A 25972-nucleotide genomic window follows, 5' to 3' on the forward strand; every position below is an offset into this window, starting at 1 on the left:
TGAAAAGGAGGAGTAATGTGGCAAACATACACAAGGGAAGATATTCAGCTGAGATCGAAGGCGAGTTTGTTGTTTTTATTATTGGAATGAGAGTTAATCGCTTGTGGGCCATACATAAGTGGTTACCTGTTTTTAAATCCATGGGCCCGATGATCAAAGAACTGTATATGAACCCAGATACCGGGTTTCTGGGGACGGAATTTTTTATGAGCTGGCGTGGAGTGACTCTGCTGCAATATTGGAGATCTTATGATGAATTGGAGAAATACGCACGCGGTGGCCTGCACTTGGAGGCTTGGAAACGATTTAACAGTTCCGTTGGATCGGATGGAAGCGTGGGGATTTATCATGAAACGTACAAAGCTCAATCCGGTTCATATGAGACCATATATGCAAATATGCCCAAATTCGGATTGGCTAAAGTGTCTAACCATGTTCCGGCGACAGGCAGGAAAGAAACGTCCAGACGTAGAATGGGTGGAGAGAGTGATCCGGCAGTAGAAACACCAAAGAATCCTTAACATATGATTAGTGAAGTTCGAATGTACAATCATCGCAAGTAGAGAGGAGCATGTTATTGAAAGTTAATGTCAAACTAGAAGATTTGGGTTCTGAGCAGCTTAGCTGGCTATGTGTCCAACCGATGTTGATCTCCGTTCGTGGTAAAGATGTTGCAGCAAAGGTAGAGGTATATCGGCAATTACATGAAGGACAACAAGCGATATTTTTGTTCTATTCCTATCATAACCATACCAAGAGCTTGGCGGAGTTTTATTGGTTTTCGGCGTACAACATTATCGACATGAAGAGCTGGAATGGAATTAAAAACGGGATGCGCTATTTTAACCAAAATGAAATGGTAACTCTCCTGGACGACATTGAGCGTTTGATTACAGATGAAAATAAAGATGGAGACACGTGGCGTGAGGTTCTGCCCACGGATTTGGAAAAAGACCCGATCCTGCTGCAAAGAACGGAAGAACTATACGTTAAATATCGAGCCGCGGCTCAGGAAGCTATTTTACACATGAATGAAATAATTCGGCAAAATCAGGAGATGTATCTGGAGATTACGGAGATCAACGCCTAAAGTAATCTCAAAATATAAGGAGTGATCATTTCATGAAATCTCCAGGTGGATCTATTTTTCCTTATTATTATAAAGGTGGAGAAATCCATTGTCTGAAATATGGCAGCAAGCATAAGGACCAAGATAAGCTTTTCGATGTGATGAGACAAGAAGAGGCTTTCATCTTAGGGATCAATAAAAAGCTCAAGGTTTGGGTGGATATGTATGAGACGAAGATTACCAAAGGAGTCTTGGATCAGTTAATCTGCAACATAAATAATCTCAAAGATCATGTGGATAAGCTCTCATTTGTAGGACTATCAGGGATGGATCGTTGGAAATTGAAAAGAAGATTGAAGAGCCTGGAGTTGGGGCAATCTGTATCATTTTATGCTGATCCTGAAGAGGCAAAGACATGGCTGATAACGGATCGATGATTTGATCTTTAGCAGCAGGTATGGGTAAAGGTCAATAGGAGAGCTACTCTTCATGGAGTAGTTCTTTTTTCATACTTTTTGAAGGCGAAACTAGTCTGTGTTAATTCGAAATTCTTCTAACATAACAAGTACTTCACACAATTCAATTCTATTTCTATGCTAGAATGGATAGCAGGAAAAAAGCGGAAGAATTAAACAATATTCTGAAGTAGGCAAGGGGTACTAAAATGAACGAAGAAGAGATCTTGGAGTTGTACGGTTTAGATCCAGATACCAGACATAGGGAGCAAATCAGAGAGTTGTTGCAGCAAGAGATTGAGAATCAAGAAGCAGTGGATCATGAGTATCTCAAAACCTTATGTATTATGTTATTCTGCATAGGAAGTGTAGAGGACACTGGGCTGATCTGGCAGGCAAAACGCAAGAATCAGGATACGGGCAGTTATATTGATGTGCAGCTTCTGTGTGGTGCCGGTTATGAGAAGACAGTGACTTATCTGGAGCAGAATCTCGAGGACTCAGCGGGAGAGCAGTTGAATTATCTTAGACAGTGTGAGCCATATGATTTTGTTGATTTTTCCAAAGAGGAGTGGGTCTCTACCTATAAAAAATATTATGAACTACCTTAGTCATATACAACATGTGAGAAATGAGATGATCAATGATGACAAATGCTGCTTCCATCCAGGAACAGATTCAGATGTGCCAGAAATATAGCGCAGACTATGTAACCAGCGAACTGCACCATAAGATTGGAATCGCCTGGAACGTCAAAGAGAAGTTGGAACCGATCCACGGAATGCGTATTCAGCCCGAGGGAGATACAACCGGTTGGTATATTGGGGCAGAAAAATACTCGGATACAGATGATTTTTTTGTACCTTTACATGTAACACACATCGATGACTGGGACCCAAAAATTAAGAAGTACCTCGGACTTGCGCCGGGATGGCGGTTTGTGATTGCAGAAGATTATGAGGATGTATGGTTTGACGAACAGTTGCTTAACAGATCATAAGCAGAGCAACCAATGAGTTAAAATGGAACTTTGAAAGGAGTCATACAATGCCAAGTGTGCATGATAACATCATATTAAGTTACGAAGTCGATTTGGAGAATGAGAAGATTAGGATGCGTACCCGTTCGCATTATCCTGAATTGCATGATGATACGGATATCCTTTTCTCGGATGTAATGGCACATTCATTTGATACACCGTTGCAAGGCAGCATTATCTTCGATATTGACGACATTGGTTTGGATTATTTTATTAGTTACAATCGCGATTTGTTGAAGAAAGGGAAAGGTCAGGGCTGGCCTATCATGTATGAAACTGATGAAGAACTGGAAACCAAGTTGCTCGAGGGGGAATATCTGTACTTTGTCATTACATCATTATATGGATTAAGTGGATGGGTATTGGCTAAAAAGGTTGAATTGATAACAAAGATGGGGAATGAGAAAGTTGAAGAATAGATTTGGTTATAAACCCAACATGATCCGTAAAATACTAGTTATGAGTCTTGTCATTTTAGTTGTCATTATGATTATTACCAATCCATCCAGAACAGATTTCTATACATGGCTGGAAAGCGAGCATGGTATACATGTCTCCTACGACATCAATGAAACGACGTATACACAGATCACGAATGGCCAGGAAAGAAGTCTTAATTTCAGAAGCGGACATATACAGCATGTGGGAATCTTTACTACGTATAATGAGACTTTTATGGATGCTGAGGGTAATGAGATCAACATTAAAGCCATTGGTGTAATGAACATGTTCTTTGAAAGATAGTTGGTTTAAGTTCTATGATGTTGGAAGTTGTAAAGAATTTATCGATATACCACGCTTTTGTATGGTGCAAGCATGCAGAGCAGCGTGGTTTTTGTGTTGAGCAGAATTCGTAAGGAGGGGGCGGATTACGTTATTTGGTTCATTCGCAAATTCCACATTATGGGTTATGATGTACCTACAGAGAAAATTTAACATACATAGGAAGTTTTTTGGGAATTGAGATTATTCCAGTGGGAGGAATAGAATGAAAGCCATTTTCCTTGATTTCTATGGGACAGTTGTTCATGAAGATGATGACATTCTTCCTGTGATTTATAAACAAGTTCAAGCGACAGCGCAGGTGGAATGTACAACGGATGAGATCGGTGCTTACTGGTGGAAGGCTTTTTCAACATTGTTTTATGCAAGCCACGGCAGCCAGTTTACCACGCAAAGAATGCTGAATGTGCAATCTCTGGCAGAAACGCTTCTCCATTTCAAATCGGATCTGCAAGCTGAGTCGCTTAATCAGGAACAGTTGGCACATTGGCGTAACCCTGGCATATTTGCTGATTCAATTCCCTTCTTTCATTCTCTTAAAATTCCAGTATATATCCTGTCCAATATCGATACGGATGACGTGAAAGCTGCAATGAAGGCACATAACATTGAAGTGGCCGGAGTGATTACCAGTGAGGATGTTCGATCTTATAAACCAAGGTCAGAGATGTTTGATGAAGCGATCAACAGGTATGGTTTGCAGCGAGATGAGGTGATCCATATAGGCGATTCTCTGGTAAGTGATGTACAAGGAGCGCAAAATGCAGGAATTAAGGCTATCTGGTTGAATCGAAAAGGAAAACTCAAACCGCAACAGATTACACCGGATTATGAGTGCAAAGATCTTGGCGAAGTTGTGCATGTGCATATGTTGGAGGCTTGGATATGAAAAAGTTAACCGTGTTGTCGTTATTATTTCTGTTCTTAATCGCCTGTCAGGATAAAACAACCCATGAAGCTGTGCAGAAACCAACGATTTCAGTGACGGAAAGCGTTACTGATGAAGCAATCGAGCAGAAGGACGATGAAGCAGAAGCACCCAAAAAAGACAAAGGCATCCCTCCTGTTTACCTAGATGAAACGAAGTATACAGGTGATGAACTGGAAATCGTCAAACTGATGAACGTGCGCATGCGTTATATATGGGAAGAGGATGAGGAGGGCTATATGAGCCTTTTTGATCCACAATCGCCAGTCTCAGGCATGCCAGTTTCAAAAGTTCGCAAGGTGATCTCTATGAGCAAGATCAAGATTCGAGAGCAAAAGAAGCTCTATGAGGCACTTGTGATGGTTACTGAATTAAGAGAGAACGGGGAAGAGTTCGGCCCTAGCATGGTGTTTTGGAAAAAGAAAGCGGATGGCGATGCTGCGAAGTGGATCTTTGCAGACATCGATTAACAACGACTGAATGAAAAGAAGTTAAGGGTGATGAAATCATGACAAAACAATTGATACTTATTGAGGGATTACCGGGTTCAGGAAAGTCGACGATTGCCAAGATGGTTTCCGAGATTCTGACTGAGCAAGGCAAAAAGGTGCAACTCATCCAGGAAGGGAATCTGGATCACCCTGCTGATTATGATGGTGTGGCCTTTTATTCTGCGGAAGAGTTCAGATCTTTGGTGGATGCTCAGGAGACGTGTAAACATATATTGGAGAGCAGAGCAACAGCCTATCAGGATGGTTTCCTGATTCCGTATCGCAAAATGAAAGAGGAATTCGGAGTGGATTTCCCCGATCATGTGGTGCAGGAGATATTTAGCAAAGATATTTACGAACTACCTTTTGAACAAAATGTGAAGCTGATCACCGAAAAATGGCGGAGTTTTACCGAAAGCGTGATAAGTGCGGATGATGATTCCATCACCATATTCGAATGTTGTTTCATTCAAAATCCACTGACCATAGGTATGGTGAAATACAATCAATCCAGAGAAGAAAACGTGCAATATGTTTTGGAATTGGAGCGCATCGTTCAACCATTAAATCCGCTATTAATTTATGTACATCAGCAGGATCTTGCACATACCTTTGACAAGGCAATCTAGGAAAGACCCAAGGAATGGTCAGAAGGATTCATACAATACTACACAAATCAAGGATGGGGACTCGCGAAAGGATATCATGGTGTTGAAGGCACGGTGAAGGTTCTTCAGGCAAGAAAAGAGTTGGAGACCGAAATTTATCAGTTACTGAAGATGGACAAACACTGGCTGGACAATTCGGAATATAACCGCGCTGCTTGTCAGGAGGAACTGGAGAAGATCCTGAAAGTTTCACTTTGGGATACTAAAGTACAAGTACAAGATTTCTTAGCACGGCAATACAATACATAACGGAGGTTTATTTTTATGTTATTTCTGGAGGCAACACTAATCGTCATCACCGCTATATTATTCATCGTAGGTGTAAGGAGCAAACGCAAACCATTGATCAGATGGGGCATAGTGAGTTTAACTTTGTTGATTGTACTTTTTATTCCATCGTTTGTTAATGGATTTGTGGAGGGGTTGTCCTCTGGCTGGTCGGCAAAATAAACCTAAGATAAGGCGGGTCTATCCGGTGCTTTAAAAAAGGATCTGGAGTACTCAGCGTGACATAGATAGTCTTAAGCATTACGTTCAGAAATTGGAGGAGCTTATGGATCTCATATTTATTCGTCATGGTCACGCTAAACATTTGCTTCATTATCCTTATCAGCTAAACCAGTTGCATCCGGGACTTACTGAACAAGGAAAGAGGCAGGCAACTGAATTGCGAAAGCAGATTAAAATTTTACCGGAAGACCTCGTTTTGGTGAGTCCTACGAAACGAACGATAGAAACGGCATTCCTCTTAACCTCAAGCGATAAACTGACAGTCTGTCCTCTCGTTGGCCCTAGAATGTTTCCTCAAAATCCGGAGTTCCCCGTTCTGCGCTGTGATCAAATCTATTCGAAAGACGAATTAAATGCTCAGTATACGGGGCTGCGAATTCTTGATTTTGAACTTGATTGCTGGTTGGATGGGATTAATCGAACGGAAGAACATCTATTTGAGGCTTATGCTGGACAGCTAATTCAATGGTGCAGAGAGCAGAGCGGAAGAACTTTTATCATTTCACATGATGGTACGATAACAAATTATAGAGCTTTTCTTGGAGAGCAGGGGTTAACCCGAAGTGATTTTCTCGGTGAGTCGGGTCATTACACGATTAGAGATCTGTAATAGAGAAGAGGGGACATTGGACATGAACCCTTTTCTCGGAATAGTTTGAAGAACCAAGACTTTATTTTGTAAGCGGTCAATAACTACACTAAGGGGGATTTTCCGTGAGATTATCGGATTATGAATATTTAGTTTTGGCTCTGGAAGAGGCAGATCAGGCGCTAATAGAAGGAACCTATCCGATTGGAGCGATAATTGTGGATGCGGATGGGGATGTCGTGAGTAAAGGAAGAAACCGAGTCTTCTCTGAATGTGATCCCACCGCACACGCTGAAGTCGATGCTATCCGTCAGGCAGGGCAACATTTGCTGGATGTAAGTAAGAAGCGATACACGAAGAATGACCTGACCCTCTACTCCACCTGTGAACCTTGTCCCATGTGTTCAGGCACTATATTAATGTCGGGGATCAAAAAGATCGTATGGGCTGCGGATGATGAAGGGTATGGCGGGCTTAGACGTTTTAAGGAGGGCCCTCATTTTATCCATCAGTTCGACACACTTTCCTGTATTGCAGCACCATATCTTGATTTGGAAAATAGACAGCGAGCATTGTTTGCCCAATGGAATATTGGTAGAGGTATGCTTAATACAGAGTGGGAGACTCCCAAACAATGAAATCCATTCCGATCTCCATTTTACTAGCCAGTGTCATTTTGGGAATATCGTTCATAGTTGGCTGCCTGTTGCTATCAAATCAGGGGAGAGCTAGTGAATCGACTCAGGCAGTTGAACAGGATGTGCCTAACAATAATAAAACATTAATGACGATCCAAGAAACGGCGGAGTATCTGAGTATGACTAAAGAACAGGTGATGGACATTATTAAGGCCGAACAAGGAAGTTTCTCGGCATCCGGTTTCTTTGAAGGAAAAATGTTTCCTTTCATCAAGGTTCAAGATCAATTTTTGGTTAGTAGAATCGAGTTGGAATTGTGGGCTCAGGACGCATCTTCAAGTCATAGAAGATATATTAATGGACAGATGTATTAAGTAATCTGGAGATTAAGAAAGGGAGAAATTCAAATGACCAAGTTGGTCTTGTTAAGTGACTTATATTTCGAATCTAACCACGAACTAAATCAGAGGATATTGAGCTTGTTCAACTCTGACCAGCCTTCCATTGGTTATGTACCTTCGTGTTCCGACCCGGAACGGAAATATTTCGAGCATACGAGACGTTACTATAATGAACTGGGTATCAAATCAATTGATTATTATGATCTAGACCTAGAATACGAGGAAAACAGATTTAATACGATTTTTGAAACCGACGCGATTCATTTATCTGGAGGGAATACATTTTATTTTCTAAGTTTATTGCAGAAGAGAAATGCAATGGGATTGTTGCGTTCCTATGTGAACAAGGGCGGCATTCTGATTGGAGTTAGCGCGGGTAGTATTCTAACTACACCAACGATTGAAATGGCCGGATATGGTAAACATGCAGACGAGAACCATGTTGGATTAATGGACAAGCAGGCTCTGGCGCTCGTTGATTTTGAATTTTCACCGCACTGGGATGGAACGGAAGAAGCTTTGGATTCATTAAGAGATTACGCGCGAGACAACTCTACAACAATCTATGCTTGCAAAGATGGTGGCGGGATCGTTATCGATGGTGAAGTGGTAGAGTCCTATGGCGATGTACGTTGTATAAACTGAAAATAAGGTGGGTTTACAATGAATGAAATCACTGTATATCATTATGATGCTTTTTCGACGGTTCCTGGTAAAGGAAATCCGGCTGGAGTCGTCTTTCATGCCGATTCGCTCAGTGAGGAAGTGATGCAACAGATTGCGCATAAAGTTGGCTTTAATGAAACGGTCTTCGTGATAAGTTCCGAGGTAGCAGACGTTAGATTACGATATTTCACACCGGGTCATGAGATTAATCTGTGTGGGCATGCAACAATGGCATCCATGTATGGGTTAAAGACTAGAGGGCTACTGGAGGATAAGCAGTCGATTACCATTGAGACTAATGTAGGCATATTGCCGATTCAGTTCCAGCAGGATGGCGATACGATCAACATTGAGATGAAGCAGGATCAACCCCGTTTCATGCCATTCCAAGGTGACATAGAGAAGCTGGCAAAATCCATTAATCTAACCACGGATGATATTGATCTATCCACACCTATAGTTTATGGAAGTACAGGCACCTGGACTTTGTTGATACCGATTCGCAAACAGACTTCTTTCCAACAAATGAAACCGGATTCTTCTCTATTTCCTGAGATATTAGATGAAAATCCGAAAGCTTCTCTGCATCCATTTGCTTTGGAAACCCGCGATTCAGATGCGCTAATGCATGCCAGACATTTTTCCTCGCCCTTTTCGGGAACTACGGAGGATCCGGTTACGGGAACAGCTTCCGGTGTGATGGGTGCCTATTATTTGGAGTATATGAATTCTGGAATGGATCAGACTCATTTTGTTGTGGAGCAAGGGCATGAGATTGGCAGAGATGGGAAAGTTCATGTCAGTGTGGTCAGAAATGGACAGGACATGGATGTCAGAATACGAGGCACGGCTGTTTTTGTGGAAGAAATGAAAGTGGAGTTGAATACGTAACAACGTAAATGAAGGAGAGGGTTTAGGTGGATGAACAGGCGGTATTACATACAGTTTCTCATTTGTTACAAGAAGAATGTTCGGACTCTTTGGTAGGAATTTATTTGCACGGGTCCATGGCTATGGGGTGCTTTCTTCCTAATCAAAGCGATATCGATATTCTGGTGGTATGCCGGGAGCAGCTGTCTGCTGATACCTATCGAAGGATTGCGAAGAGATTGATGCACACCGAAGATGAAATGCACATTGTCACAGGATTTGAACTTAGTATTGTTTTGGAGTCTACGGTTGCTAAACTGACGTTTCCGACTCCATTTGAGTTTCATTACTCGGGGTATCACCGGGAAAAGTATAGAAATGATGATCAATATCTTTGCGGTGGATACGAAGATCCAGATCTGGTAGCACACCTGGCCGTTATTGTTGACCGTGGAATTGTGCTTGTCGGCAAACCGATTAAGGAGTTATTCCAGCCCGTAAAACGTGAATATATGTTGGCCTCTATTACATCTGATGTTGGTTCAGCTATGGAAGAAATAACGGAGAATCCTGTCTACTATGTTTTGAACCTATCACGGGTTCTATTGTATGTGAAAGAGTCGGTTATATACTCCAAGCGAGAAGCAGGCGAGTGGGCACTCATTCATATTTTACCGAAGTACAAAGAAGTCATCTCACAATGTCTAGCAAAATATAACGGAGAGCTGGAGAGCGTGAATCTAAGTGATGATTTACTTCTGGATTATGCGAAGTACATGTTGGATGAAATAAAAGGTTTGGCGGAGTCTGGTTTGGAGCATGGACGTGGAAAGCGATGAAGGACAGGTTTGAGCAGAGCAAAGCAAAGCTTAAAAGGTAGGTGCGATACCGCACAATAAAGGATCTATTAATAAAAGGAGACATCATGATGACCATAACGACAGAGGATCTGGAACTGATTGAAGCAGCAAAGAACGTAATTTCGCGTTTGTATCAGGAGGGCAAGCATCACGTTGGGGCAGCAGTACGAACTCGATCTGGAAAAATATTTACGGCGGTACATCTGGAAGCCTATATCGGTCGTGCCTCGGTATGTGCGGAAGCCATTGCCATTGGTAAAGCCATTTCGGAAGGGGAACATGAATTCGAAACGATCGTGGCCGTAAGACATCCCGAAGTTGATCCCAATGATGCACCGAACGGCACGGAAATCCAGTTAGATGTGGTATCTCCTTGTGGTATTTGCAGAGAACTGATTAGTGATTATGGGAAGGACACACAGGTCATTTTGCAGGGAGAAGAGGGTTATTCTAAAACAACGATTGGGCAGCTATTACCACAAAAATATACAAGAACACAATAAGGGAGGTAGATTGTGATGTTTGAGATAGTTGATATTCGGCAAAAGCCGGACATGCTGCAGGCAGCTGTACAATATTTTTGGAAGCAGTGGGGCTCGGAATCGAGCTATCATTTTTACCGGGATTGCATAGAGCGTTCCGTGGAAACCGAGAGTGATGTGCCCCGATTTTATGTACTGTTGGATGGCGACAGGATTGTTGGAGGATATGCTCTGTTACGAAGTGATTTGAATAGCCGGCAGGATCTGTTCCCTTGGTTTGCGTGCCTTCATGTTGATCCAGAATACCGAGGCAAGAACCTGGGTGGGCAACTACAGAATCATGCGATTAACGAGGTAAAGACGAAGGGCTACGACAAGCTGTATTTATGTACGGATTTGACGGACTATTATGAAAAAAATAACTGGGCGTATCTAGGTAAAGGATATTTGCTCGATGATGAAGAGACTCGGATCTATGAAATATGCATATAAAGGAAAGTTTTAATAACAAAGAAAAAGGGAAATACGGATCCAGTAACCGAACGGAGTGATGGTCATCGAACAAACCATTCATTTAGCCCAAGAGATTGCGGAGAGAGTCATTCGAAGAGCCGGAAAAGTTGCCAAAGATCATTTTGATAAGATTACCTGCGCAGAGGAGAAGGGCAACTTTGGCGACGTAGTTACTGAAGTAGATCATGAAGCAGAGCGGATAATATGTGATGAAATTAGTATAAGTTTTCCCGATCATGAGATCCATAGTGAAGAGCGGGGGCATAACGGACAGAAGAGTGACTGGCTGTGGATGATTGATCCATTAGACGGAACAAACAACTTTGCCATTGGCCTACCGATATTTTCCGTTTCCATTACTTTAATGTATCGTTCAGAACCCGTTTTCGGGGTTATTTACGAACCTCTGGTGGATCGTTTGTTTGTGGCATCACGTGGGAATGGGGCAAGTTGTAATCTAAACCCCATGAAAGTCCAAAAGAAAGAGCATATTCATAAAGGGACCATTGGCTGGATTCAGGGGCATCAGGTGCAAAATGAGGAGAAGGCTGTACGGCTACGTCAACATCTCGATGTTCGTTTCAAACGAATGATGCGATTATGGGCTCCAACCTTACAGTGGTGCATGTTAGCTAAGGGGGATATTGACGGTATTGTGCTCTACAATTCGGAAGGAGACGATCTGTATTCAGGTATATTAATGGCGAAAGAAGCAGGTGCCATTGTTATGGATTTTGAAGGGGTTCCCTTTGAAGGCATGAATTCAGAGCCATATCTGATTGCCTGTCATCCGGATCATCGTGAGTATTTCCTGAGTGTCGTTCGGGAGGGAATGAACTGATGATTAGCGAGCTTAATAAGCATGAATTCTATAAGGTAAGGCACTTCGCGGACTTGAACAGCAATATTGAGGTGAAGGCCGTGGTAACTGGGTTGAATCCTGGCCGAATCTACGTTGATGATGCATCGAATATCACAGCAGCGTTAATTTGGGTGAAGGGACAAAACGGTTTTCAGTTGATCGGAGACGCTCGAAGTGAATCCTTCCTGAACGAATTGGAAGAGTTCATGAAAGAACACATAGAACCTGAGTTATTAAGATTAAATATCCACACAGTCGAGGTAGGTGTGGCGGATGAAAGCTGGGAAGATGTGCTTCATCATATGGCCGCGAATAAAGAGCTCTATAGCGATATTCAGCATGTATTCACATTGGATTCAGACCAAGGAATGACTGAACATCTACGTCATCCGGGTAGTCATGAAGGGTATGCTTCTCAGAATGAGGTGGTCAGGCTTCTTGAATTAGACGAGGCATTACTGAAAGCTGGGAAGTTCAACAATCTATCTTTTCTGAAGGACAAAGTCTCACGCTTTTGGGATAACATGGATGAGTTCTTGGAACATGGCTTTGGATACATTGCAGTACAAGGCGAGGATATCGCGAGTGTTTGCTTTTCGGCGTTTATATCAGATCAGTGGCATGCAATTGATATTGAAACTATCGAAGCCTACAAGAGAAGGAATTACGGTGCACGGGTAGCGCGAGCATTTGTAGAAGAATGCAGGATTAAAGGTATTCATCCGTATTGGGACTGTTCCCCAGATAATGCAGGTTCAATACGTTTGGCAGAGGGTGTGGGTATGTCTCTGAACTTTGATTACAGAGTTTACTGGTACAATCTCTCTTGATAGGGTTTGGAAAAAAATGCTGAAAGGAGACTTAAATGAACGAATCATTACAGAGTCAGATTCAATTTCTTATTGAGATTGATAAGCTGAAAACGATTGAACGAAAAACGAGAATCATCCATGGCGACAGACTTGAAAATGATGCGGAGCATTCCTGGCAACTGGCAATGATGGCCCTGATTTTGCAGAGTCACTCCAACAAGGAGGTGGATATTCTCAAAGTCATTAAGATGCTTCTCGTTCATGACCTCGTTGAGATCGATGCCGGAGATACATTTGCCTACGATACGGTAGGACATGCGGATAAATATGACCGAGAGATCAAGGCTGCGCATCGACTATTTGGGATTTTACCTGAGGAACAGGCCCAAGAACTGTTGAACCTATGGCTGGAGTTTGAGGCAAAGGAGACCAACGAAGCGCAGTTTGCCTCGTCGATGGATCGGTTGCAGCCGTTGATCCACAATCATCAGAATGAGGGAGATACGTGGCAGAAATACAATATTACAAGTGAACAGGTGTTAAATAGAAATCGTGAGATTGAGGACGGTTCCAAAACATTGTGGACGTACGCACAGCAGATTATCCAAAATTCCGTAGACAAGGGAATCTTGACTAAATCCAAGTCTTAGAGACACGTTGTTGAACTTATCTGATTACAGACGGGGGAAAATCTTTATGGGATATATCATGGAGTTGAGAAAGCTGGTGGGTTCACGCCCTCTAATCATGGCTGGTTCATGTGTGTTGGTCTTCAATGAGCAGGGCCATCTGCTGTTGCAAAGACGTACAGATAGCCTGGATTGGGGAACCCTTGGCGGATCATTGGAACCGGGAGAATCTTTGGAGGAAGCTGCTGCCCGTGAATTATATGAGGAAGCCGGACTGAGAGCGGGTGCATATAAACTCATTACCGTTTTCTCTGGTCAGGACATGTATTACAAGTATCCGCATGGAGATGAAGTGTATAATGTCATGGCAGTCTATGAAGCTACAGAAATTCAGGGCGAACCAACGGTCATGGATGATGAAGGACTGGAACTGCGTTATTTTGATCTGAGTATGCCCATCCTAGAGATTAATCCGTTCACGGAATATGTGCTGAAAAAAGCGGGATATATTAACTAAGTAGTGAAAGGAGATCGTATATGACACAGGATTTTTATTGTGATGAAGTGCTTAGTGGTAATATCAAAGTAAATATCGTCATGGAAACAGACAAGGTGCTGGCTTATCATCATACCCGACCATACTACAAGCATCATATTGTTGTTATTCCAAAGATCCATATCCAATCGTTCATTTCACAGGAAGAAGCTAATAATGATGAACTATTACTGGAGATCATGCGGGTTATCAAAAAGGTTGCTGCGGACATGGTTGTCCAGACGGGTTCTTCCAAAATCGTAACCAACCTGGGCACTTACCAGGATTCGAAGCATCAACACTGGCATGTGGTAAGCGGTGAACGTATCCAATAAAATAAGTCTTAAGTAGAGTCTTCCTGCCGGATGTTCGGGGGAAGACTTTTTGAATTTAATGATTAGAATTCACTCTATCAAGAATGAGGAATTTGATTGGAGAAAGTAAATGGAGGTAAAATATGCTAAAATAGTTTGGTGAATTAATAAATTGAACTATTTATCAATCATGATGATCATATGAATTATGAATTCAGTACGTTGATAAAAAAGGAGGAATTGTGATGAGCTTTTCATTCATTTCAACATTCGCAGTTTTATTTAACTTGGTGTTATTCGGTTTGGGTGTATATGCCCTCATTTTATTTATCAAACTTGCTAAACTCGGGATTCAGGCGTTGGACATTTATCTATATGAGAAACGAGGAGAACGGTTCTAAGCTGTAGAAATCTCACTCAACAATAGAATTATCATTTTTCTCTCAGTGTTTTATTGTTGCTCTATTGATATGATTAACTCATCATTCAACTAAAGAGAGGGTAAATGACATGGATACTTTTTTAGAGCAAATCAACGAATTGCAGGAGCTTCAAAAAGATTTGGTCAGTATACATCCTTTATTCGCAGACTATTATCCCGTGGTTGTGGCATTTGAAACTTTATTATATATCTATGATTATTCGTCCAAGACGCAGCAATATGAATGGGTGAAAACCGTCCCAGATGACCTGAACATTCCCGAAGGATGCCTTGCAGCATTTCCGGTGCACCACATGGGTGGGCGGATGTGCGCAGTGGTGACGGATGCGGCGTTCCAAAATTTTGAGCAGAAAGTCTATCTCTTTCATGAGTTTGTCCATTGTTACGTATATGAGCAGTATACCGACATGGGTAACCGTCTTGAGATCAAACGTAAGATGGAGCAAATCAAACGTGTAACATGGGAACTGGATTATGAGTTTCCTTATGACAATGAGATGGTTGTCCAGCGGATCACTTCGTTGCTGTCAGCCTTGAAGAGTAAGGATCTCTTGCAAGTGAAAGAGGCGAGAGTGGCCCTGTTCAGCTCTTTGAGTGAAGAACAAGGGGAGTACTTCAACTGGCTGGAATGGAACGAAGGTTACGCGCGCTATCTGGAGAATCGAATACGGGAGAAATTTGGACTGGAAATCAATCATATGGGGGACTCAGCCCCGTTTAATCGTCTTGTTTTCTATGAATGCGGGTCGGAATACATAAGCCTGCTCGTTAACGAACAGCCGGATCTTCATACGGATTTGGAGCAGTTATTTGTGAGGATACAAACAGAGCGAGTGCAGGGTTGAACACCGGGTATAGTTCCCAAATTCATTACGGACGTAAAGATAAGTGCTTTCGTGGCCGATACTGCACAGCGTTTAAAAGTCCTGCTCCAAGGATGGGACACCGAGCTGCAGCATGTCAGCATAAGCATCTAGAGCTAGATACAGATGATTGCTTAGAGAGTGAGTACTATGTGTTTAGTTTAGCCGGGAGGTATATATGCTAATGAAAAAAGCAGGGATTCTCTTAGTTCTCTTCGCGGTGCTCCTTGCAGGGTGCAACCATCCAATTGGAACTAATTCTAATCCGAAAGAAGCTCTACCTTCGCTCATTACATTAACATGCAACCCAAACTTCATAACTGAAGCGTGCGAGGATGTCAAAATTGAAGATCCTGTTGAGATTGGAATCGTAATCGAGGCTATAAACAAAGCGGAGCGTATATCGGGAAGTCTTGATTATAGCGCGGAGTACAAGATGATCTTAACAGATGCAGATGGGTCCTTAACGAAGTATGATTTTTCCATAGGCAAAGATCCCAAGCAGTCAGCCCTTCTGGTTAACCATGAGGATACTCACGTAGGATACAGCGTACCCATAGAGGATGCAAACCGAGTGAGGAAACTGATCCAGAGTCATACGGACTGACACAGAAGATTACAGGTTACCTTCGGTAAGTCAGTTTACTATATAAATTCAACAAAAAATTACACGATAACGGAGAGGACAGAAAAAACCTAAAGAAGCATCAGCTTCGCCTTTCTCCCCGGATTTTACCCTTTGAAAATAGGAATCAAAAAAATCTGGGGATAACAGCGATCGGAAGGTTGTTCTGTCATCGGAGTGGCAAGTGTAAATATTCTTTGGTTTAATTTATATATCTATTGAAACGGAGAGACGGTCATATGAGTCACCTGATTACCATTCAACCTTTAACATCATCGGATATGGAGAGTGCCTGGCGGGTATTTGAGACATCCATAACGAATGCATTCACACAGGAAGGGCTGGGTTCCCTACACGAAGACATACGTGATGAAATTGAACACAAAAAAGCGATGCTTCACTTCGCTTTGCATCCGGACAACAACAAGGAATCAAGTGTCTTCTTTCTGCTTGCCAAAAGGGAAGATACCGTCGTGGGCACCATTTCGTATGGTCCTTGCGGTGAGGAGATTCAAGAATGCACAGACCACCAATTGAACCACGTAGGGGAGCTGGGTAGTCTCTACGTTTTGCCAGAGGTTCAGGGTCAGGGTATTGGGTCTGCTCTCATTCAGGCTTTGGCAACCGAACTTCAGAGGCGTGAGATTACGCAATTTTGCCTGGATAGTGGATACCGGATAGCCCAGAAGAAATGGCAGCGGAAGTTTGGAGAACCCTATGCCGTGGCAAAGAACTACTGGGGTGAAGGCACGGACCATATGGTGTGGTTATGTAATGTGAAGGATTTTGCTGCAATAAATGACTAAGAGATGACGACCTGTACTGAACAGGGGTCATCTCTTTTACTAAGTCAATCTTTCTGCATCGATAGAGGACTATTCTTCGTACAGTAAGAAAAAGGAGTGAAGATATGCAGTACATACAGAGTACACCCGAGCAACGTTTATCGCCGGATGCCATAACCATATGGAGAATCAGTGCGATTATATCGAACGGAATAGGGTTGATTGTGCTTGCAGCACTGCTGATTCTGGATTCCGTCTTTGGATGGAGGGCGTGGATTGGTTGGTTGCTGTGGGGAGTGACTGCCATATCAGTGCTGTATGCGGTGTGGGAGGTTTTTATCCGGCCTTCATTGTTATACAAGCATTGGTATTACGATGCGAATGAGGAGTTCTTGCAATTGAAACACGGCGCTTTGAAAAAGGTACATCAGATCGTTCCCATGGCCAAAGTACAATCCGTCACGACGAACCAAGGTCCCCTTTTGAGAAAATATGGCCTATATTCTGTATCGGTTGGCACGATGGGTTCATCTCATACGATCCCGGCGTTGCCAGAAGAAGTGGCACTTGAACTGCGTAACCAGATTGCGTCCTATGCAAGGATTAATGAGGTGGATGAATGAACGAGATGAAAAGACAACACCCGTTAGCCATGCTCTGGAGTTTGTGGAAACTGGTGAAAAATTCTTTTGCATTTATCGTTTTTTTATTTATTCTCCGTCATGGCTCGGCGTCCACGTGGATCATGTATGGCAGAATCGTCTTTTATGTGGCTATCGCGTTTAGTGTGATAAGCATCATCTGGAGTTGGTTTACGCTACGTTATACCGCAGATGATAAGGCTTTTCAGATCTACAGTGGGGTGTTTAATCGCACAAGAAGAACGATACCCTATACCAAAATTCAGAACGTGAACCGGCATACGTCGTTGTTTCATCGTTTGTTCCGAGTCACATCCATTCGTTTTGAGACGGGTATCAAGGGAGAAGATTCTACTTTTCAGTTGCAAGTCGTTTCACTTACGGAATCGGATAGGCTTGAAAAGGTTGTAGCAGGGCATATATCGGAAGCGAATGTCGTCAGTGATGCTGTAGAGCCAAATGAAGAACACGTGACACCACTTGAATACGTAACACTGGAAGAAGATATTCAACTACCTGTAAAAGAAGAGCTTGAACGGATTGTCCATTACAAGTCCACTCGAAAAGATATATTCAAAGCTTCGTTTACGTCACTTAGCTTTCTGGTACTTATTCCGATTCTGGGATCGCTCTATTCGTCGGTGAAAGATTTCTTTCCCGATGAAAAAGTGACGGAGAGCATCCTGTTGACATGGCTGGATACCTGGTGGATTACCGCATTGATCATCACAGGACTTATTGCTGTTTCTATTATGCTAGGTATTGTCAGAACATTTGTGAAGTATGGCGATTTCCAAATCTCCTCTGATCGCAAACGTATCTACATTACGAAGGGTATGTTGGAACAGACCGCATTTTCAATCCTGAAAGAACGAGTACAGGCGGTGAAAATCACACAGTCTCCGATGAAAAGACTGCTAGGCTTGGCAGAAGTGGAACTAACGACAGCAGGTGGTGTGGGAGAATCCGAACAGGAAGTTAACTCGCTCTATCCTTTTCTGCCTGTGAAGCAAGCTTACGATATGATCTCGGAGATTTTGCCATCCTATCAGGTCACGCAGGAGATGCAGAAGTTTCCACGCAAATCATTATGGCTGCGCATGCTGACACCAAGCTGGGTGTGGATCATTGCAACAGGGTTACTGTTTTATTTCAAACCGCCGATTCTGGGACAGAATCAGGCATGGTGGATGATTTCCGCTATTCTGTTACTGTGGATTGGCATATGCAGAATAACTGATTTTCTCCATACACGATACGTCCTGAATCAGAACTTTATCCAATTGCGAACGGGTGCATTAACCTCAACACTATACATCTCCAAGCGAGAGAAAGTCATTGAGGTACAGATCACCCGTAATCTGCTGCAACGCTGGTTTGGAGTTGCTTCGATTCAAACCGTGAATCGTGCCAAACCTGTTCTGCATCATACGCTAAACGATATACCGCTTGAAGCCGTAGAGTCGTTTCAGCTGTGGTATATGGAGCGGAGCCAGAACGTCCAGACCCGTTAATGTAAAGGCAAGTGCAGGAAGACTACTAAGTTAACTGAGCACTTGCCTTTTGTATGGAAGTTTGATTTTTAATTCTATATCAATTGAACTAAACATTTACACGAGAACGGTGAGGTCAGAAATAACCTGAAGAAGCGAAGCGTTCGCCTTTATCCCCGGATTTTTCCCTTTGAAAATAGAAATCAAAAAAATCTGGGGATAACAGCGATCGGAAGGTTGTTCTGTCATCGGAGTGGCAGGTGTAAATATGCTTTAGTTCAATTGATATAACTTAGGAGGTGTTCCTTTGATTAAAATCGTATTTATGGACGTGGACGGTACGTTACTCAGTGAGAAGGATCGAAGTCTCTCTCCAAGTACAGAGGAGTCGATTCGACAATTGGTTAGTAGGGGCATACAGGTCGTGCTGGTCACTGGCAGACCGTACAATTTATGCAGAGATTTCAGGAAACTCGGGATTGATACCATGATTTCGGCTAACGGGGCATTGATCAAGAGTGGTGAAGAAGTGATAGATAAATCGGTGCTTTCTACACGAATGGTTAGAGAAATCAGTGAATTTGCCGAGCTGAACGGCAGCAGTATTTCTTATTTTACAGAGTCATTCGAAATGAATGGTTTATGTACAAGGGATGTACGTGTTACCGATGCATTGAGAGATACGCTCGGTCTGATGGGGTCCCCCTTGAAAATCAGTTCTTTGGAACAGGAAGTGTATTGCATTTGTTTATATGCCGATCAAGCCGAAGCGGAGAAATTCCATTCCAGATTTCCAACATTAAAATTCGTGAGGTTTCATCCTTACGTGTCTAACGTACTGGAAGAGAACGAAGTATCCAAATCGATAGCGGCAGGAAAAGTGCTCGCCCACCTGAAAATATCGAAAGAGGAAGCAATGGCTTTTGGCGATGGTGAAAATGATATGGATTTGCTAGAGTACGTGGGTCTTGGTATTGCGATGGGAAACGGAGGAGAACGCGTCAAACAAAGTGCCGACTATATCACATTGCGAGCAAGTGAGGATGGCATCACACATGCGTTGAGGAAGTTTAAAATCATAGAATAAGCAAATGTTGGAGTAATAAGGATATCCTAATTATGGGTTTTCATGTAGAATGATGGAGGATGAATTAAGCCCTAAAGCATAGGGTGTGATCGAAGGGTGACTTATGAAAAAGGTTGTCATTGTAATCTTGTCTTTTGTCGTACTTATTGGTGTATCTTCTTCAGCTTATGCCCATCCAGGCAGACTGGACAAAAATGGTGGACATAATTGTTCCGCGAAATCCAAACAAAAGGGCCTTTGCACAGGCTACCATTATCACAAAAAGAAGAAATGAAATTGAGTTTTACAAGGTAAACCCAGCCATGGTCTAATCTATGGTTGGGTTTGCATGTTTATAATTCATGGAAGTCGCAGCTAACAGAATACAATAAACATTACGTTAGAGGTGAGTAGTATTATGGGGTTTATTGGGATCATTTGTGTAATTATTATGACGGTCACACTCATCAGCATAGAAAGTAATACGAAACGGTTAATTCAAGAGCAGGCCGAAACCAATCGGAAACTGGAGCAACTATTAAGGAAAGAACGTTTTTAAGACCAGACAGGAGGAGTATGACGATGGATCATATTAAAGCGATTATTTTTGATCTAGACAATACGATTCTCAACAGAACAAGTACCTTTGAAGGCTTCAGCCAGAGCTTGATCAACACTTATTTTGCTCATATTCAGACTACAGATGATATTCTTAAACGAATTATTGAGCTGGATGAGGACGGTTACAAGGACAAGGATGTATTGTTCAACGAGCTGCTCCATGAATTACCTTGGGCTGAGAATCCACCTCACGCGGAGCTTATGGAGTTCTATGGCAGAGAGTATGTGAAAAGTGCTGTTCTGATGGAGCAGGCGCGAGAAGTGGTTCAGCATCTAAGAGGAAAATATAAAACAGGTTTAATCACCAATGGTAAAACCGAGATTCAGTACGGCAAAATCGATCAACTTGGCATCCGGGATGATTTTGATCATATTATCGTTTCGGAAGAGGCTGGGGTCAAAAAGCCCGATCCTCGTATTTTCAAATTGGCATTGGATCATTTCAACCTCTCTGCCGAGCAGTGTATCTACATTGGAGATCATCCCGTCAATGATGTTGAAGGAGCGGCAAAAGTAGGTTTGAGCACGATCTGGATGAAGGTCAATCAGCCTTGGCAGGACAGCATTACAACCAAACCATTACATGCTATTGAGCATCTTGGTGAATTAAAAGGCCTGCTCTAAGGGGAGACTTTCAGGTTAGTTTCAAACAACACTACATAACAGAACAGTGAGGTAGGTGCACATGGAGATCAGACAAATGGCTACCGCATTTTTGAGTAATGGCAACGACATGTTAATGATGAAGAAGGCAGGCAGCAGGCTGTTCGATTTTGAGTTCTGGGGTGGTATTGGCGGGCATCTGGAGCACGGCGAGCTTAATTCACCAATGACCGCTAGTTACCGGGAGATTGAAGAAGAGACGGGGTTCAAGCAAGCGGAAATTGAAAATTTCCGTCTTCGATATGTTTTGATGCAGTATAGCGACGGTGAAGTTCGGCAGCAGTTTGTATATTTTGGTGAGACGACACATCGAGCCTTTATTCCATCAGATGAAGGGGATTTATTTTGGATTCCTTTGGATGAACTGCTGGATTTACATACATCCATTCTGATTAAAGCTGCGATCCGGCACTTTTTGCAGAATCAGGAGACCGACGAGATATGGATCGGGAATGTCCTGAATGGAGAAGGGGCAACGGCTAAACCAAGGGTAGAATGGAGTATTATGCAAGATACGATATCCTTTGAACCCGTTGTGTAATGTTAGACGTCTTGACCGGGAAAGGGACATATCTCTGATCGAAAAAGCTATACGTTTAACGTCTGTAGACGACTGTTATAAAGAGCGAGGATATTAACCATCCCCGCTCTTTTTTAATACCTCGTATTGAATATAAATTCTCTTTTTGGAATGATGATGGATATGAATATCCAAACTTCAACAGGTGGGTCTTGGAGCAGCAGTGATCATCCATTATTCAATTCGGTTTATTTAATGAAAATCAAGCTGTGATGATTCGATCTTTCGTGCGTCTTCTCCGATTCTCAATGGCTTCCTCATAATCTCTGACCAACCTGTCAAAAATGTGATCCCACGAACGCTGTTCAGCAAGTTTTCGGCCTTCAAGACCCATATTCCTCAGTTGATCCATATGATCTCCCCAGAGGCATATCTCCCGAATCAATGCATCCGCATGGCCTGGCTTGAACAGAACACCGCTTCGATGATGTGTGACCAAGTCTTTTACACCGCCACCATTCGCAGCGAGCACCGGCAATCCCGAAGCCATCGCTTCCAGCACCACATTGCCAAATGTTTCTGTTGAGGAAGGAAACACAAAGATATCTGCCGAAGCATACATAGCAGCAAGCTCTTCACCATGCAGATACCCTGTAAAGGTGACATTGGGTGGGGATTGCATACGCATTTTGGGGAGCAATGGCCCATCGCCTACAATGATCCAGTGTACACGGGCTTGCATATGTTCTGGCAACTGCTGCATGGCAAGGGTGAGGGTAGCGATATCTTTTTCCGGGGCAATTCGTCCAACGTAGAGTAGAATTAGAGGAGCCGTTATATTGTAGCGAGTACGAAAATCGGAACTTCGTTTATCAGGTGAATACAGGCTGCAATCGATCCCGCGGGACCATAACTTCAGACGTTGAATACCTTTTGATTGCAATGAGTTTAAGGTCTCTTGAGACGGTGTCAATGTTGCATCACAGGCTCGGTGGAACCATTGGATATACTTCCAGTAAAGAGGAATGACGCTTTTCAACTTGTAGTATTCGAGGTACCGATCGAAGTGAGTATGGTAGGAGATGACATGTGGAAGCTGATACTTGAGCGCATATCTGAGACCGAAAAGACCCATATTGAACGGAGTGGCGATATGCAGCAAATCTGGCTGAAAAGTCTTTAACTCCCGATGAATGGCTGCTCGATTAGGTAAGGCAATACGACATTCCGGGTAGAGGAAAAAGGGGATGTTGGTAACGGAACGGACCGGAGCGGCATCGTTGCCTTCAATAACAGACTGTGGTGTGAATAACAGATGCTCAATGCCTTTGCGGTTCAAGTGATTACTCAAGCGGTGCAGCGTACCGGCAACACCATTGGTTTCCGGAACATAGGTGTCGGTGAACAAGGCCAGGCGCATCATAACCCCTCCCAAGACTCTTGATGAGAAGATCATAACAGCGGATCATTTTCCAAAGGTCAAGTGAAGGTTAACTTTATCCATATTCCGTGTAAAGTGTGCGGGGAAGTGATCTGGTGCAAACTTACATCGGATAAACTTATATAACATATTCTGCTATGATGTATAGGCGTTTAGTTATAGTGGACCTGTGTGAAATCATTGGTCCAACTTATATAGATAGAGAGATACAGGAGGCAGAGAGATGAACAAATTACAGGAAGAATTGCAGCAATTATTACCCTTGGATCAGTTTGACAGCATGTCAGGTGAGGAAGTGGTGGGGAGTGTTGCGATGGATCTGTATCGCGCGGAATTTGCGACCATTCGGGAGTGTGGACCTGAACTTCCACAGGTATTGCGAGATACCATCCTGATCATAGATCTGGATACAGAGCTATCCATGAGCGGCATTACTGGTTTTCTTGAAAATGTGAGTGGGCGTTTTCTGGGTGAAACGACGGAAGCGATGCAGCGCATAGGCAATGATGCTGATGCAGAGATTCTGAAGAACATCCAGCATATGTTATCCGAAACTGGTGTAACACCTGAGCAGTTAAGAGAAAATGTGAATGCACTCTCCGAACAGGATGTAACGACGACCCTGAATACGCATGGACAGCAGATCCATGAGGTTTTGCAACAGGTTGAGCTGGAAGCGGGTAATTTAAGCATGCAATCGGATAATGAAGAGGTATTTGAACTCCTTTATCAATATGTGGATACGAACAAAGATCGCCTGAAACAGGAGTTGGAGCACCTCTTGTCTAATTCAATCTGACACGCAGGAGGACTTCACTATGATTGTGATGATTAATGGGGCATTTGGCTCGGGTAAAACCTCTGCTGCAACCAAGCTGCAGCCGTTAATTCCGAACAGCATGATCTACGATCCAGAAGAGATTGGATACATGTTAAGAAACGTGATTGTGGATGACGTCCGAATGGATGTGGAGAAAACGGACGATTTTCAGGATATGGAGCTGTGGAAAGTCCTTACCGTGAAAGTCGCCCGTGAAATCAGGCAGAAGTATAACAAACATCTGATTGTTCCGATGACCATCTACAAGTCCGAGCAGTTCAGTTACATCCATCGGGGTCTGAAAGAGCTCGACGCTGACCTGTTTCACTTTACCCTGATGACGTCTATGGAAACATTACATGAGAGATTGTTGAAGCGCGGGGATAAGCCTGATGGATGGACTTTTCAACAAGCGGTTAAGTGTATTGAAGCATTCCATGGAGCACGCTTTGAAGAGTACATTCAGACGGATGGGCAAACAACAGATGATGTAGTGAATTTTATAACTTCCAAATTGTTGTCAAACCGTAAATGAGGAGGCAAAATAATGAGTATCAACAAACGATTAGGTATGGAGTCCCTGTTGGTAACTTTGCTATTCACACTGGGTTTTATGGCTTGGAATGTCATTCAAGGAATGTTAATGACGCTGAATCATACACCTGAAATGATGAACACCGATTCATCTACCAGCACGTTGCAGTCCAAGGTTGCTTTTGGCTCCATTGCCCGTTGGGATATGACTTCCATTCTGATCGCTGCTGTTGGATTTCTCTTGCTTGCTGCCGCATACTATGGACTTCGATCGGGGATACAGCGCTGGACACAGCGTTCCTGATTGTTTATTAATAAAAGAAAAACATATTTAAAAACAGTTCTACACCAATGAAAGTTGGTAGGAGAACTGTTTTTTGTTTTTGGATCTATTTTTAAAAGATTATAGATGCTTGGAGATGATTTCTTCCAGACCTTGGGCAACCGAATGCGCACCCCGTGCAAGGTGTCTCTCGTAGAGATGCAGTCGGACAAAGCTCTCATCCGTCCCCATCGCCTCCGAGAAAATGCCACCGAGTCCACGTGCACGGCGGTCGATCTGAAGCAACAGTTCCAGTGAATCTCCCATCGGGTAAAACAATACTTCCAACTCATCCAAATAACCGCGGAATTTACTCGTTGGCACGAATTCAAATTCCTGTACAAATGGAAGATTGCCACCAAGCTTTGGAGCATAGTCATTGGTCACTTCCCGCAGTTTGAAACCAAGGAGATCAATCGCATCAAGCACAGTGTTCATATCTTTTGTAGGAACTACATGGAGTCTGTCCCGGTCAGAGGGGTCCATGGCGCTTGAGATATCGAGGCCAGTTTCAACCCACACCTCTGCACGATGCAGTGTAATTGGAAGGTTTTCTGGTAGTTCAAATGAGAAGGACTTCTCCAGTTTGGCGCCAGGCTGTAATATAAAACCTTCGGTAAGCAAGTATTTGGCTACAACGGCAGTTTCATTTACTTTTCGATCATTGTGCTCCCGTATGTAATGGGTTTTGATCGTAAGGTAGATGCGGTCTACATTCTGTTCCACGTCTCCACCCTCGATGTACACGATCCCAGAGATGACTCCTCCAGGCGTAACCTCAGGTGTATGTAATTCTGTATTTACTTTGGCTGCTCCAACACCTACACTGGCTAACATTTTCTTAAAAAAAGACATTCATTCAACCTCCACATCCTATTGGTTTATCCAAGTGGCAAAATACGACTTCGAGCATAATACGGCGCCTACGAGAGAAGCGTTTCAAATTTTAACAAGCACAAGATGAGAATAGATAAAACTCTTTAAATGAGAAAAAAGTTAACTTATGGACAGGAAAATCGACT

The 25972-nt window shown here is 42.9% G+C and carries 41 protein-coding genes; 39 read left to right on the top strand and 2 right to left on the bottom strand.

The features are described 5' to 3' along the window. Positions 1–17: 17 nt before the first annotated feature. The 36 genes from A6049_RS07675 (at position 18) to A6049_RS07830 (ending at position 21854) form a co-directional block, all read left to right on the top strand. Positions 18–521: a DUF4188 domain-containing protein gene (locus A6049_RS07675; protein ID WP_063564088.1), complete on the top strand. Its 504-nt coding sequence runs from the start codon at positions 18–20 to the stop codon at positions 519–521. A gap of 56 nt (positions 522–577) precedes the next feature. Then, a complete protein-coding gene (locus A6049_RS07680) occupies positions 578–1090 on the top strand; it encodes a hypothetical protein (RefSeq protein WP_063564089.1) in 513 nt (170 codons plus the stop codon). Positions 1091–1122: 32 nt separating this feature from the next. Continuing rightward, positions 1123–1506 carry a hypothetical protein gene (locus tag A6049_RS07685; protein WP_063564090.1) on the top strand — a complete coding sequence of 128 codons (384 nt, stop codon included), beginning with the start codon at positions 1123–1125 and terminating at the stop codon, positions 1504–1506. A gap of 227 nt (positions 1507–1733) precedes the next feature. Continuing rightward, positions 1734–2135, top strand: coding sequence for a hypothetical protein (locus A6049_RS07690; RefSeq protein ID WP_063564091.1), 402 nt, complete (start codon positions 1734–1736; stop codon positions 2133–2135). 32 nt (positions 2136–2167) lie between these two features. Beyond that, positions 2168–2524, top strand: coding sequence for an immunity protein Imm33 domain-containing protein (locus tag A6049_RS07695; RefSeq protein ID WP_240321345.1), 357 nt, complete (start codon positions 2168–2170; stop codon positions 2522–2524). Between the two features lie 47 nt (positions 2525–2571). Further along, positions 2572–2982, top strand: a complete 411-nt coding sequence (locus tag A6049_RS07700) for a hypothetical protein (RefSeq protein ID WP_063564093.1) — start codon at positions 2572–2574, stop codon at positions 2980–2982. After that, positions 2972–3307, top strand: a complete 336-nt coding sequence (locus tag A6049_RS07705) for a hypothetical protein (protein WP_063564094.1) — start codon at positions 2972–2974, stop codon at positions 3305–3307. Before A6049_RS07700 ends, A6049_RS07705 begins: the two co-directional genes overlap by 11 nt. A gap of 244 nt (positions 3308–3551) precedes the next feature. Then, positions 3552–4235 (top strand): HAD family hydrolase, encoded by a 684-nt coding sequence (locus tag A6049_RS07710; protein ID WP_063564095.1) that lies wholly within the window; start codon positions 3552–3554, stop codon positions 4233–4235. Then, positions 4232–4744, top strand: a complete 513-nt coding sequence (locus tag A6049_RS07715) for a hypothetical protein (protein ID WP_063564096.1) — start codon at positions 4232–4234, stop codon at positions 4742–4744. Before A6049_RS07710 ends, A6049_RS07715 begins: the two co-directional genes overlap by 4 nt. A gap of 38 nt (positions 4745–4782) precedes the next feature. Further along, entirely contained in the window at positions 4783–5394 is a 612-nt protein-coding gene (locus tag A6049_RS07720; RefSeq protein WP_240321346.1) for an adenylyl-sulfate kinase, read from the top strand. Positions 5395–5487: 93 nt separating this feature from the next. Next, positions 5488–5682 carry a hypothetical protein gene (locus tag A6049_RS33970; protein ID WP_240321347.1) on the top strand — a complete coding sequence of 65 codons (195 nt, stop codon included), beginning with the start codon at positions 5488–5490 and terminating at the stop codon, positions 5680–5682. Between the two features lie 15 nt (positions 5683–5697). Continuing rightward, the gene (locus A6049_RS07725) at positions 5698–5883 is read left to right on the top strand and encodes a hypothetical protein (protein ID WP_063564097.1); all 186 of its coding nucleotides are present in this window, start codon (positions 5698–5700) and stop codon (positions 5881–5883) included. 103 nt (positions 5884–5986) lie between these two features. Beyond that, positions 5987–6553, top strand: a complete 567-nt coding sequence (locus A6049_RS07730) for a histidine phosphatase family protein (protein ID WP_063564098.1) — start codon at positions 5987–5989, stop codon at positions 6551–6553. A 104-nt stretch (positions 6554–6657) separates the two neighbouring features. Then, a complete protein-coding gene (locus A6049_RS07735; protein WP_063564099.1) occupies positions 6658–7170 on the top strand; it encodes a nucleoside deaminase in 513 nt (170 codons plus the stop codon). After that, positions 7167–7544: a MerR family transcriptional regulator gene (locus A6049_RS07740; protein WP_063564100.1), complete on the top strand. Its 378-nt coding sequence runs from the start codon at positions 7167–7169 to the stop codon at positions 7542–7544. Before A6049_RS07735 ends, A6049_RS07740 begins: the two co-directional genes overlap by 4 nt. Positions 7545–7577: 33 nt before the next feature. Continuing rightward, positions 7578–8216 (top strand): Type 1 glutamine amidotransferase-like domain-containing protein, encoded by a 639-nt coding sequence (locus tag A6049_RS07745; protein ID WP_063564101.1) that lies wholly within the window; start codon positions 7578–7580, stop codon positions 8214–8216. An 18-nt stretch (positions 8217–8234) separates the two neighbouring features. Then, complete coding sequence (locus tag A6049_RS07750; protein WP_063564102.1) at positions 8235–9128, top strand: PhzF family phenazine biosynthesis protein; 894 nt, start codon at positions 8235–8237, stop codon at positions 9126–9128. Positions 9129–9154: 26 nt separating this feature from the next. Then, positions 9155–9946, top strand: a complete 792-nt coding sequence (locus A6049_RS07755) for an aminoglycoside adenylyltransferase domain-containing protein (RefSeq protein WP_063564103.1) — start codon at positions 9155–9157, stop codon at positions 9944–9946. An 86-nt stretch (positions 9947–10032) separates the two neighbouring features. Continuing rightward, positions 10033–10470 (top strand): cytidine deaminase, encoded by a 438-nt coding sequence (locus A6049_RS07760; RefSeq protein ID WP_063564104.1) that lies wholly within the window; start codon positions 10033–10035, stop codon positions 10468–10470. A gap of 15 nt (positions 10471–10485) precedes the next feature. After that, positions 10486–10941 (top strand): GNAT family N-acetyltransferase, encoded by a 456-nt coding sequence (locus A6049_RS07765; RefSeq protein WP_063564105.1) that lies wholly within the window; start codon positions 10486–10488, stop codon positions 10939–10941. A gap of 64 nt (positions 10942–11005) precedes the next feature. Next, entirely contained in the window at positions 11006–11803 is a 798-nt protein-coding gene (locus A6049_RS07770; RefSeq protein ID WP_063564320.1) for an inositol monophosphatase family protein, read from the top strand. Further along, positions 11803–12654, top strand: a complete 852-nt coding sequence (locus tag A6049_RS07775) for a GNAT family N-acetyltransferase (RefSeq protein WP_063564106.1) — start codon at positions 11803–11805, stop codon at positions 12652–12654. The genes A6049_RS07770 and A6049_RS07775 overlap by 1 nt, the downstream gene beginning before the upstream one ends. A gap of 35 nt (positions 12655–12689) precedes the next feature. Continuing rightward, on the top strand, positions 12690–13286 hold the full coding sequence (locus A6049_RS07780; protein WP_063564107.1) for an HD domain-containing protein: 597 nt from the start codon (positions 12690–12692) through the stop codon (positions 13284–13286). Between the two features lie 46 nt (positions 13287–13332). Further along, complete coding sequence (locus A6049_RS07785; protein ID WP_063564108.1) at positions 13333–13782, top strand: NUDIX hydrolase; 450 nt, start codon at positions 13333–13335, stop codon at positions 13780–13782. A gap of 20 nt (positions 13783–13802) precedes the next feature. Continuing rightward, positions 13803–14135, top strand: coding sequence for an HIT domain-containing protein (locus A6049_RS07790; protein WP_063564109.1), 333 nt, complete (start codon positions 13803–13805; stop codon positions 14133–14135). Positions 14136–14359: 224 nt separating this feature from the next. Beyond that, the gene (locus A6049_RS33590) at positions 14360–14515 is read left to right on the top strand and encodes a hypothetical protein (RefSeq protein WP_162842428.1); all 156 of its coding nucleotides are present in this window, start codon (positions 14360–14362) and stop codon (positions 14513–14515) included. Between the two features lie 109 nt (positions 14516–14624). Then, positions 14625–15401, top strand: coding sequence for a hypothetical protein (locus A6049_RS07795; protein ID WP_063564110.1), 777 nt, complete (start codon positions 14625–14627; stop codon positions 15399–15401). A 202-nt stretch (positions 15402–15603) separates the two neighbouring features. Next, entirely contained in the window at positions 15604–16026 is a 423-nt protein-coding gene (locus A6049_RS07800) for a hypothetical protein (RefSeq protein WP_145921908.1), read from the top strand. 257 nt (positions 16027–16283) lie between these two features. Further along, positions 16284–16850: a GNAT family N-acetyltransferase gene (locus A6049_RS07805; RefSeq protein ID WP_063564112.1), complete on the top strand. Its 567-nt coding sequence runs from the start codon at positions 16284–16286 to the stop codon at positions 16848–16850. 104 nt (positions 16851–16954) lie between these two features. After that, positions 16955–17452 (top strand): PH domain-containing protein, encoded by a 498-nt coding sequence (locus A6049_RS07810; protein WP_063564113.1) that lies wholly within the window; start codon positions 16955–16957, stop codon positions 17450–17452. After that, positions 17449–18984 (top strand): PH domain-containing protein, encoded by a 1536-nt coding sequence (locus A6049_RS07815; protein WP_063564114.1) that lies wholly within the window; start codon positions 17449–17451, stop codon positions 18982–18984. Before A6049_RS07810 ends, A6049_RS07815 begins: the two co-directional genes overlap by 4 nt. Positions 18985–19270: 286 nt before the next feature. Continuing rightward, entirely contained in the window at positions 19271–20050 is a 780-nt protein-coding gene (locus A6049_RS07820) for a Cof-type HAD-IIB family hydrolase (protein WP_063564115.1), read from the top strand. 103 nt (positions 20051–20153) lie between these two features. Further along, positions 20154–20324, top strand: a complete 171-nt coding sequence (locus tag A6049_RS32545; protein ID WP_094030628.1) for a YHYH domain-containing protein — start codon at positions 20154–20156, stop codon at positions 20322–20324. 123 nt (positions 20325–20447) lie between these two features. Then, entirely contained in the window at positions 20448–20588 is a 141-nt protein-coding gene (locus A6049_RS33215; protein WP_205411996.1) for a hypothetical protein, read from the top strand. A gap of 23 nt (positions 20589–20611) precedes the next feature. Continuing rightward, positions 20612–21274, top strand: coding sequence for an HAD family hydrolase (locus tag A6049_RS07825; protein ID WP_063564116.1), 663 nt, complete (start codon positions 20612–20614; stop codon positions 21272–21274). A 76-nt stretch (positions 21275–21350) separates the two neighbouring features. Further along, a complete protein-coding gene (locus tag A6049_RS07830) occupies positions 21351–21854 on the top strand; it encodes an NUDIX domain-containing protein (RefSeq protein ID WP_063564117.1) in 504 nt (167 codons plus the stop codon). 241 nt (positions 21855–22095) lie between these two features. Here the strand turns inward: A6049_RS07830 and A6049_RS07835 are convergent, their stop codons facing one another. Then, positions 22096–23256, bottom strand: a complete 1161-nt coding sequence (locus A6049_RS07835; protein ID WP_063564118.1) for a glycosyltransferase family 4 protein — start codon at positions 23254–23256, stop codon at positions 22096–22098. Positions 23257–23497: 241 nt separating this feature from the next. On the opposite strand from A6049_RS07835, the gene A6049_RS07840 reads away from it, so the two are divergent. The 3 genes from A6049_RS07840 to A6049_RS07850 are packed head-to-tail and all read left to right on the top strand — an operon-like array spanning position 23498 to position 24932. Next, positions 23498–24073 (top strand): DMP19 family protein, encoded by a 576-nt coding sequence (locus A6049_RS07840; RefSeq protein WP_063564119.1) that lies wholly within the window; start codon positions 23498–23500, stop codon positions 24071–24073. Between the two features lie 19 nt (positions 24074–24092). Continuing rightward, the gene (locus A6049_RS07845) at positions 24093–24629 is read left to right on the top strand and encodes a DEAD/DEAH box helicase family protein (RefSeq protein WP_063564120.1); all 537 of its coding nucleotides are present in this window, start codon (positions 24093–24095) and stop codon (positions 24627–24629) included. A gap of 12 nt (positions 24630–24641) precedes the next feature. Continuing rightward, entirely contained in the window at positions 24642–24932 is a 291-nt protein-coding gene (locus A6049_RS07850; protein WP_063564121.1) for a hypothetical protein, read from the top strand. A gap of 99 nt (positions 24933–25031) precedes the next feature. Here the strand turns inward: A6049_RS07850 and A6049_RS07855 are convergent, their stop codons facing one another. Beyond that, the gene (locus tag A6049_RS07855; RefSeq protein ID WP_063564122.1) at positions 25032–25805 is read right to left on the bottom strand and encodes a sporulation protein; all 774 of its coding nucleotides are present in this window, start codon (positions 25803–25805) and stop codon (positions 25032–25034) included. Between the last annotated feature and the right edge of the window lie 167 nt (positions 25806–25972).

Source organism: Paenibacillus sp. O199, assembly GCF_001636635.1.
In the GTDB taxonomy this organism is placed as follows: Bacteria; Bacillota; Bacilli; order Paenibacillales; family Paenibacillaceae; genus Paenibacillus; species Paenibacillus marchantiae.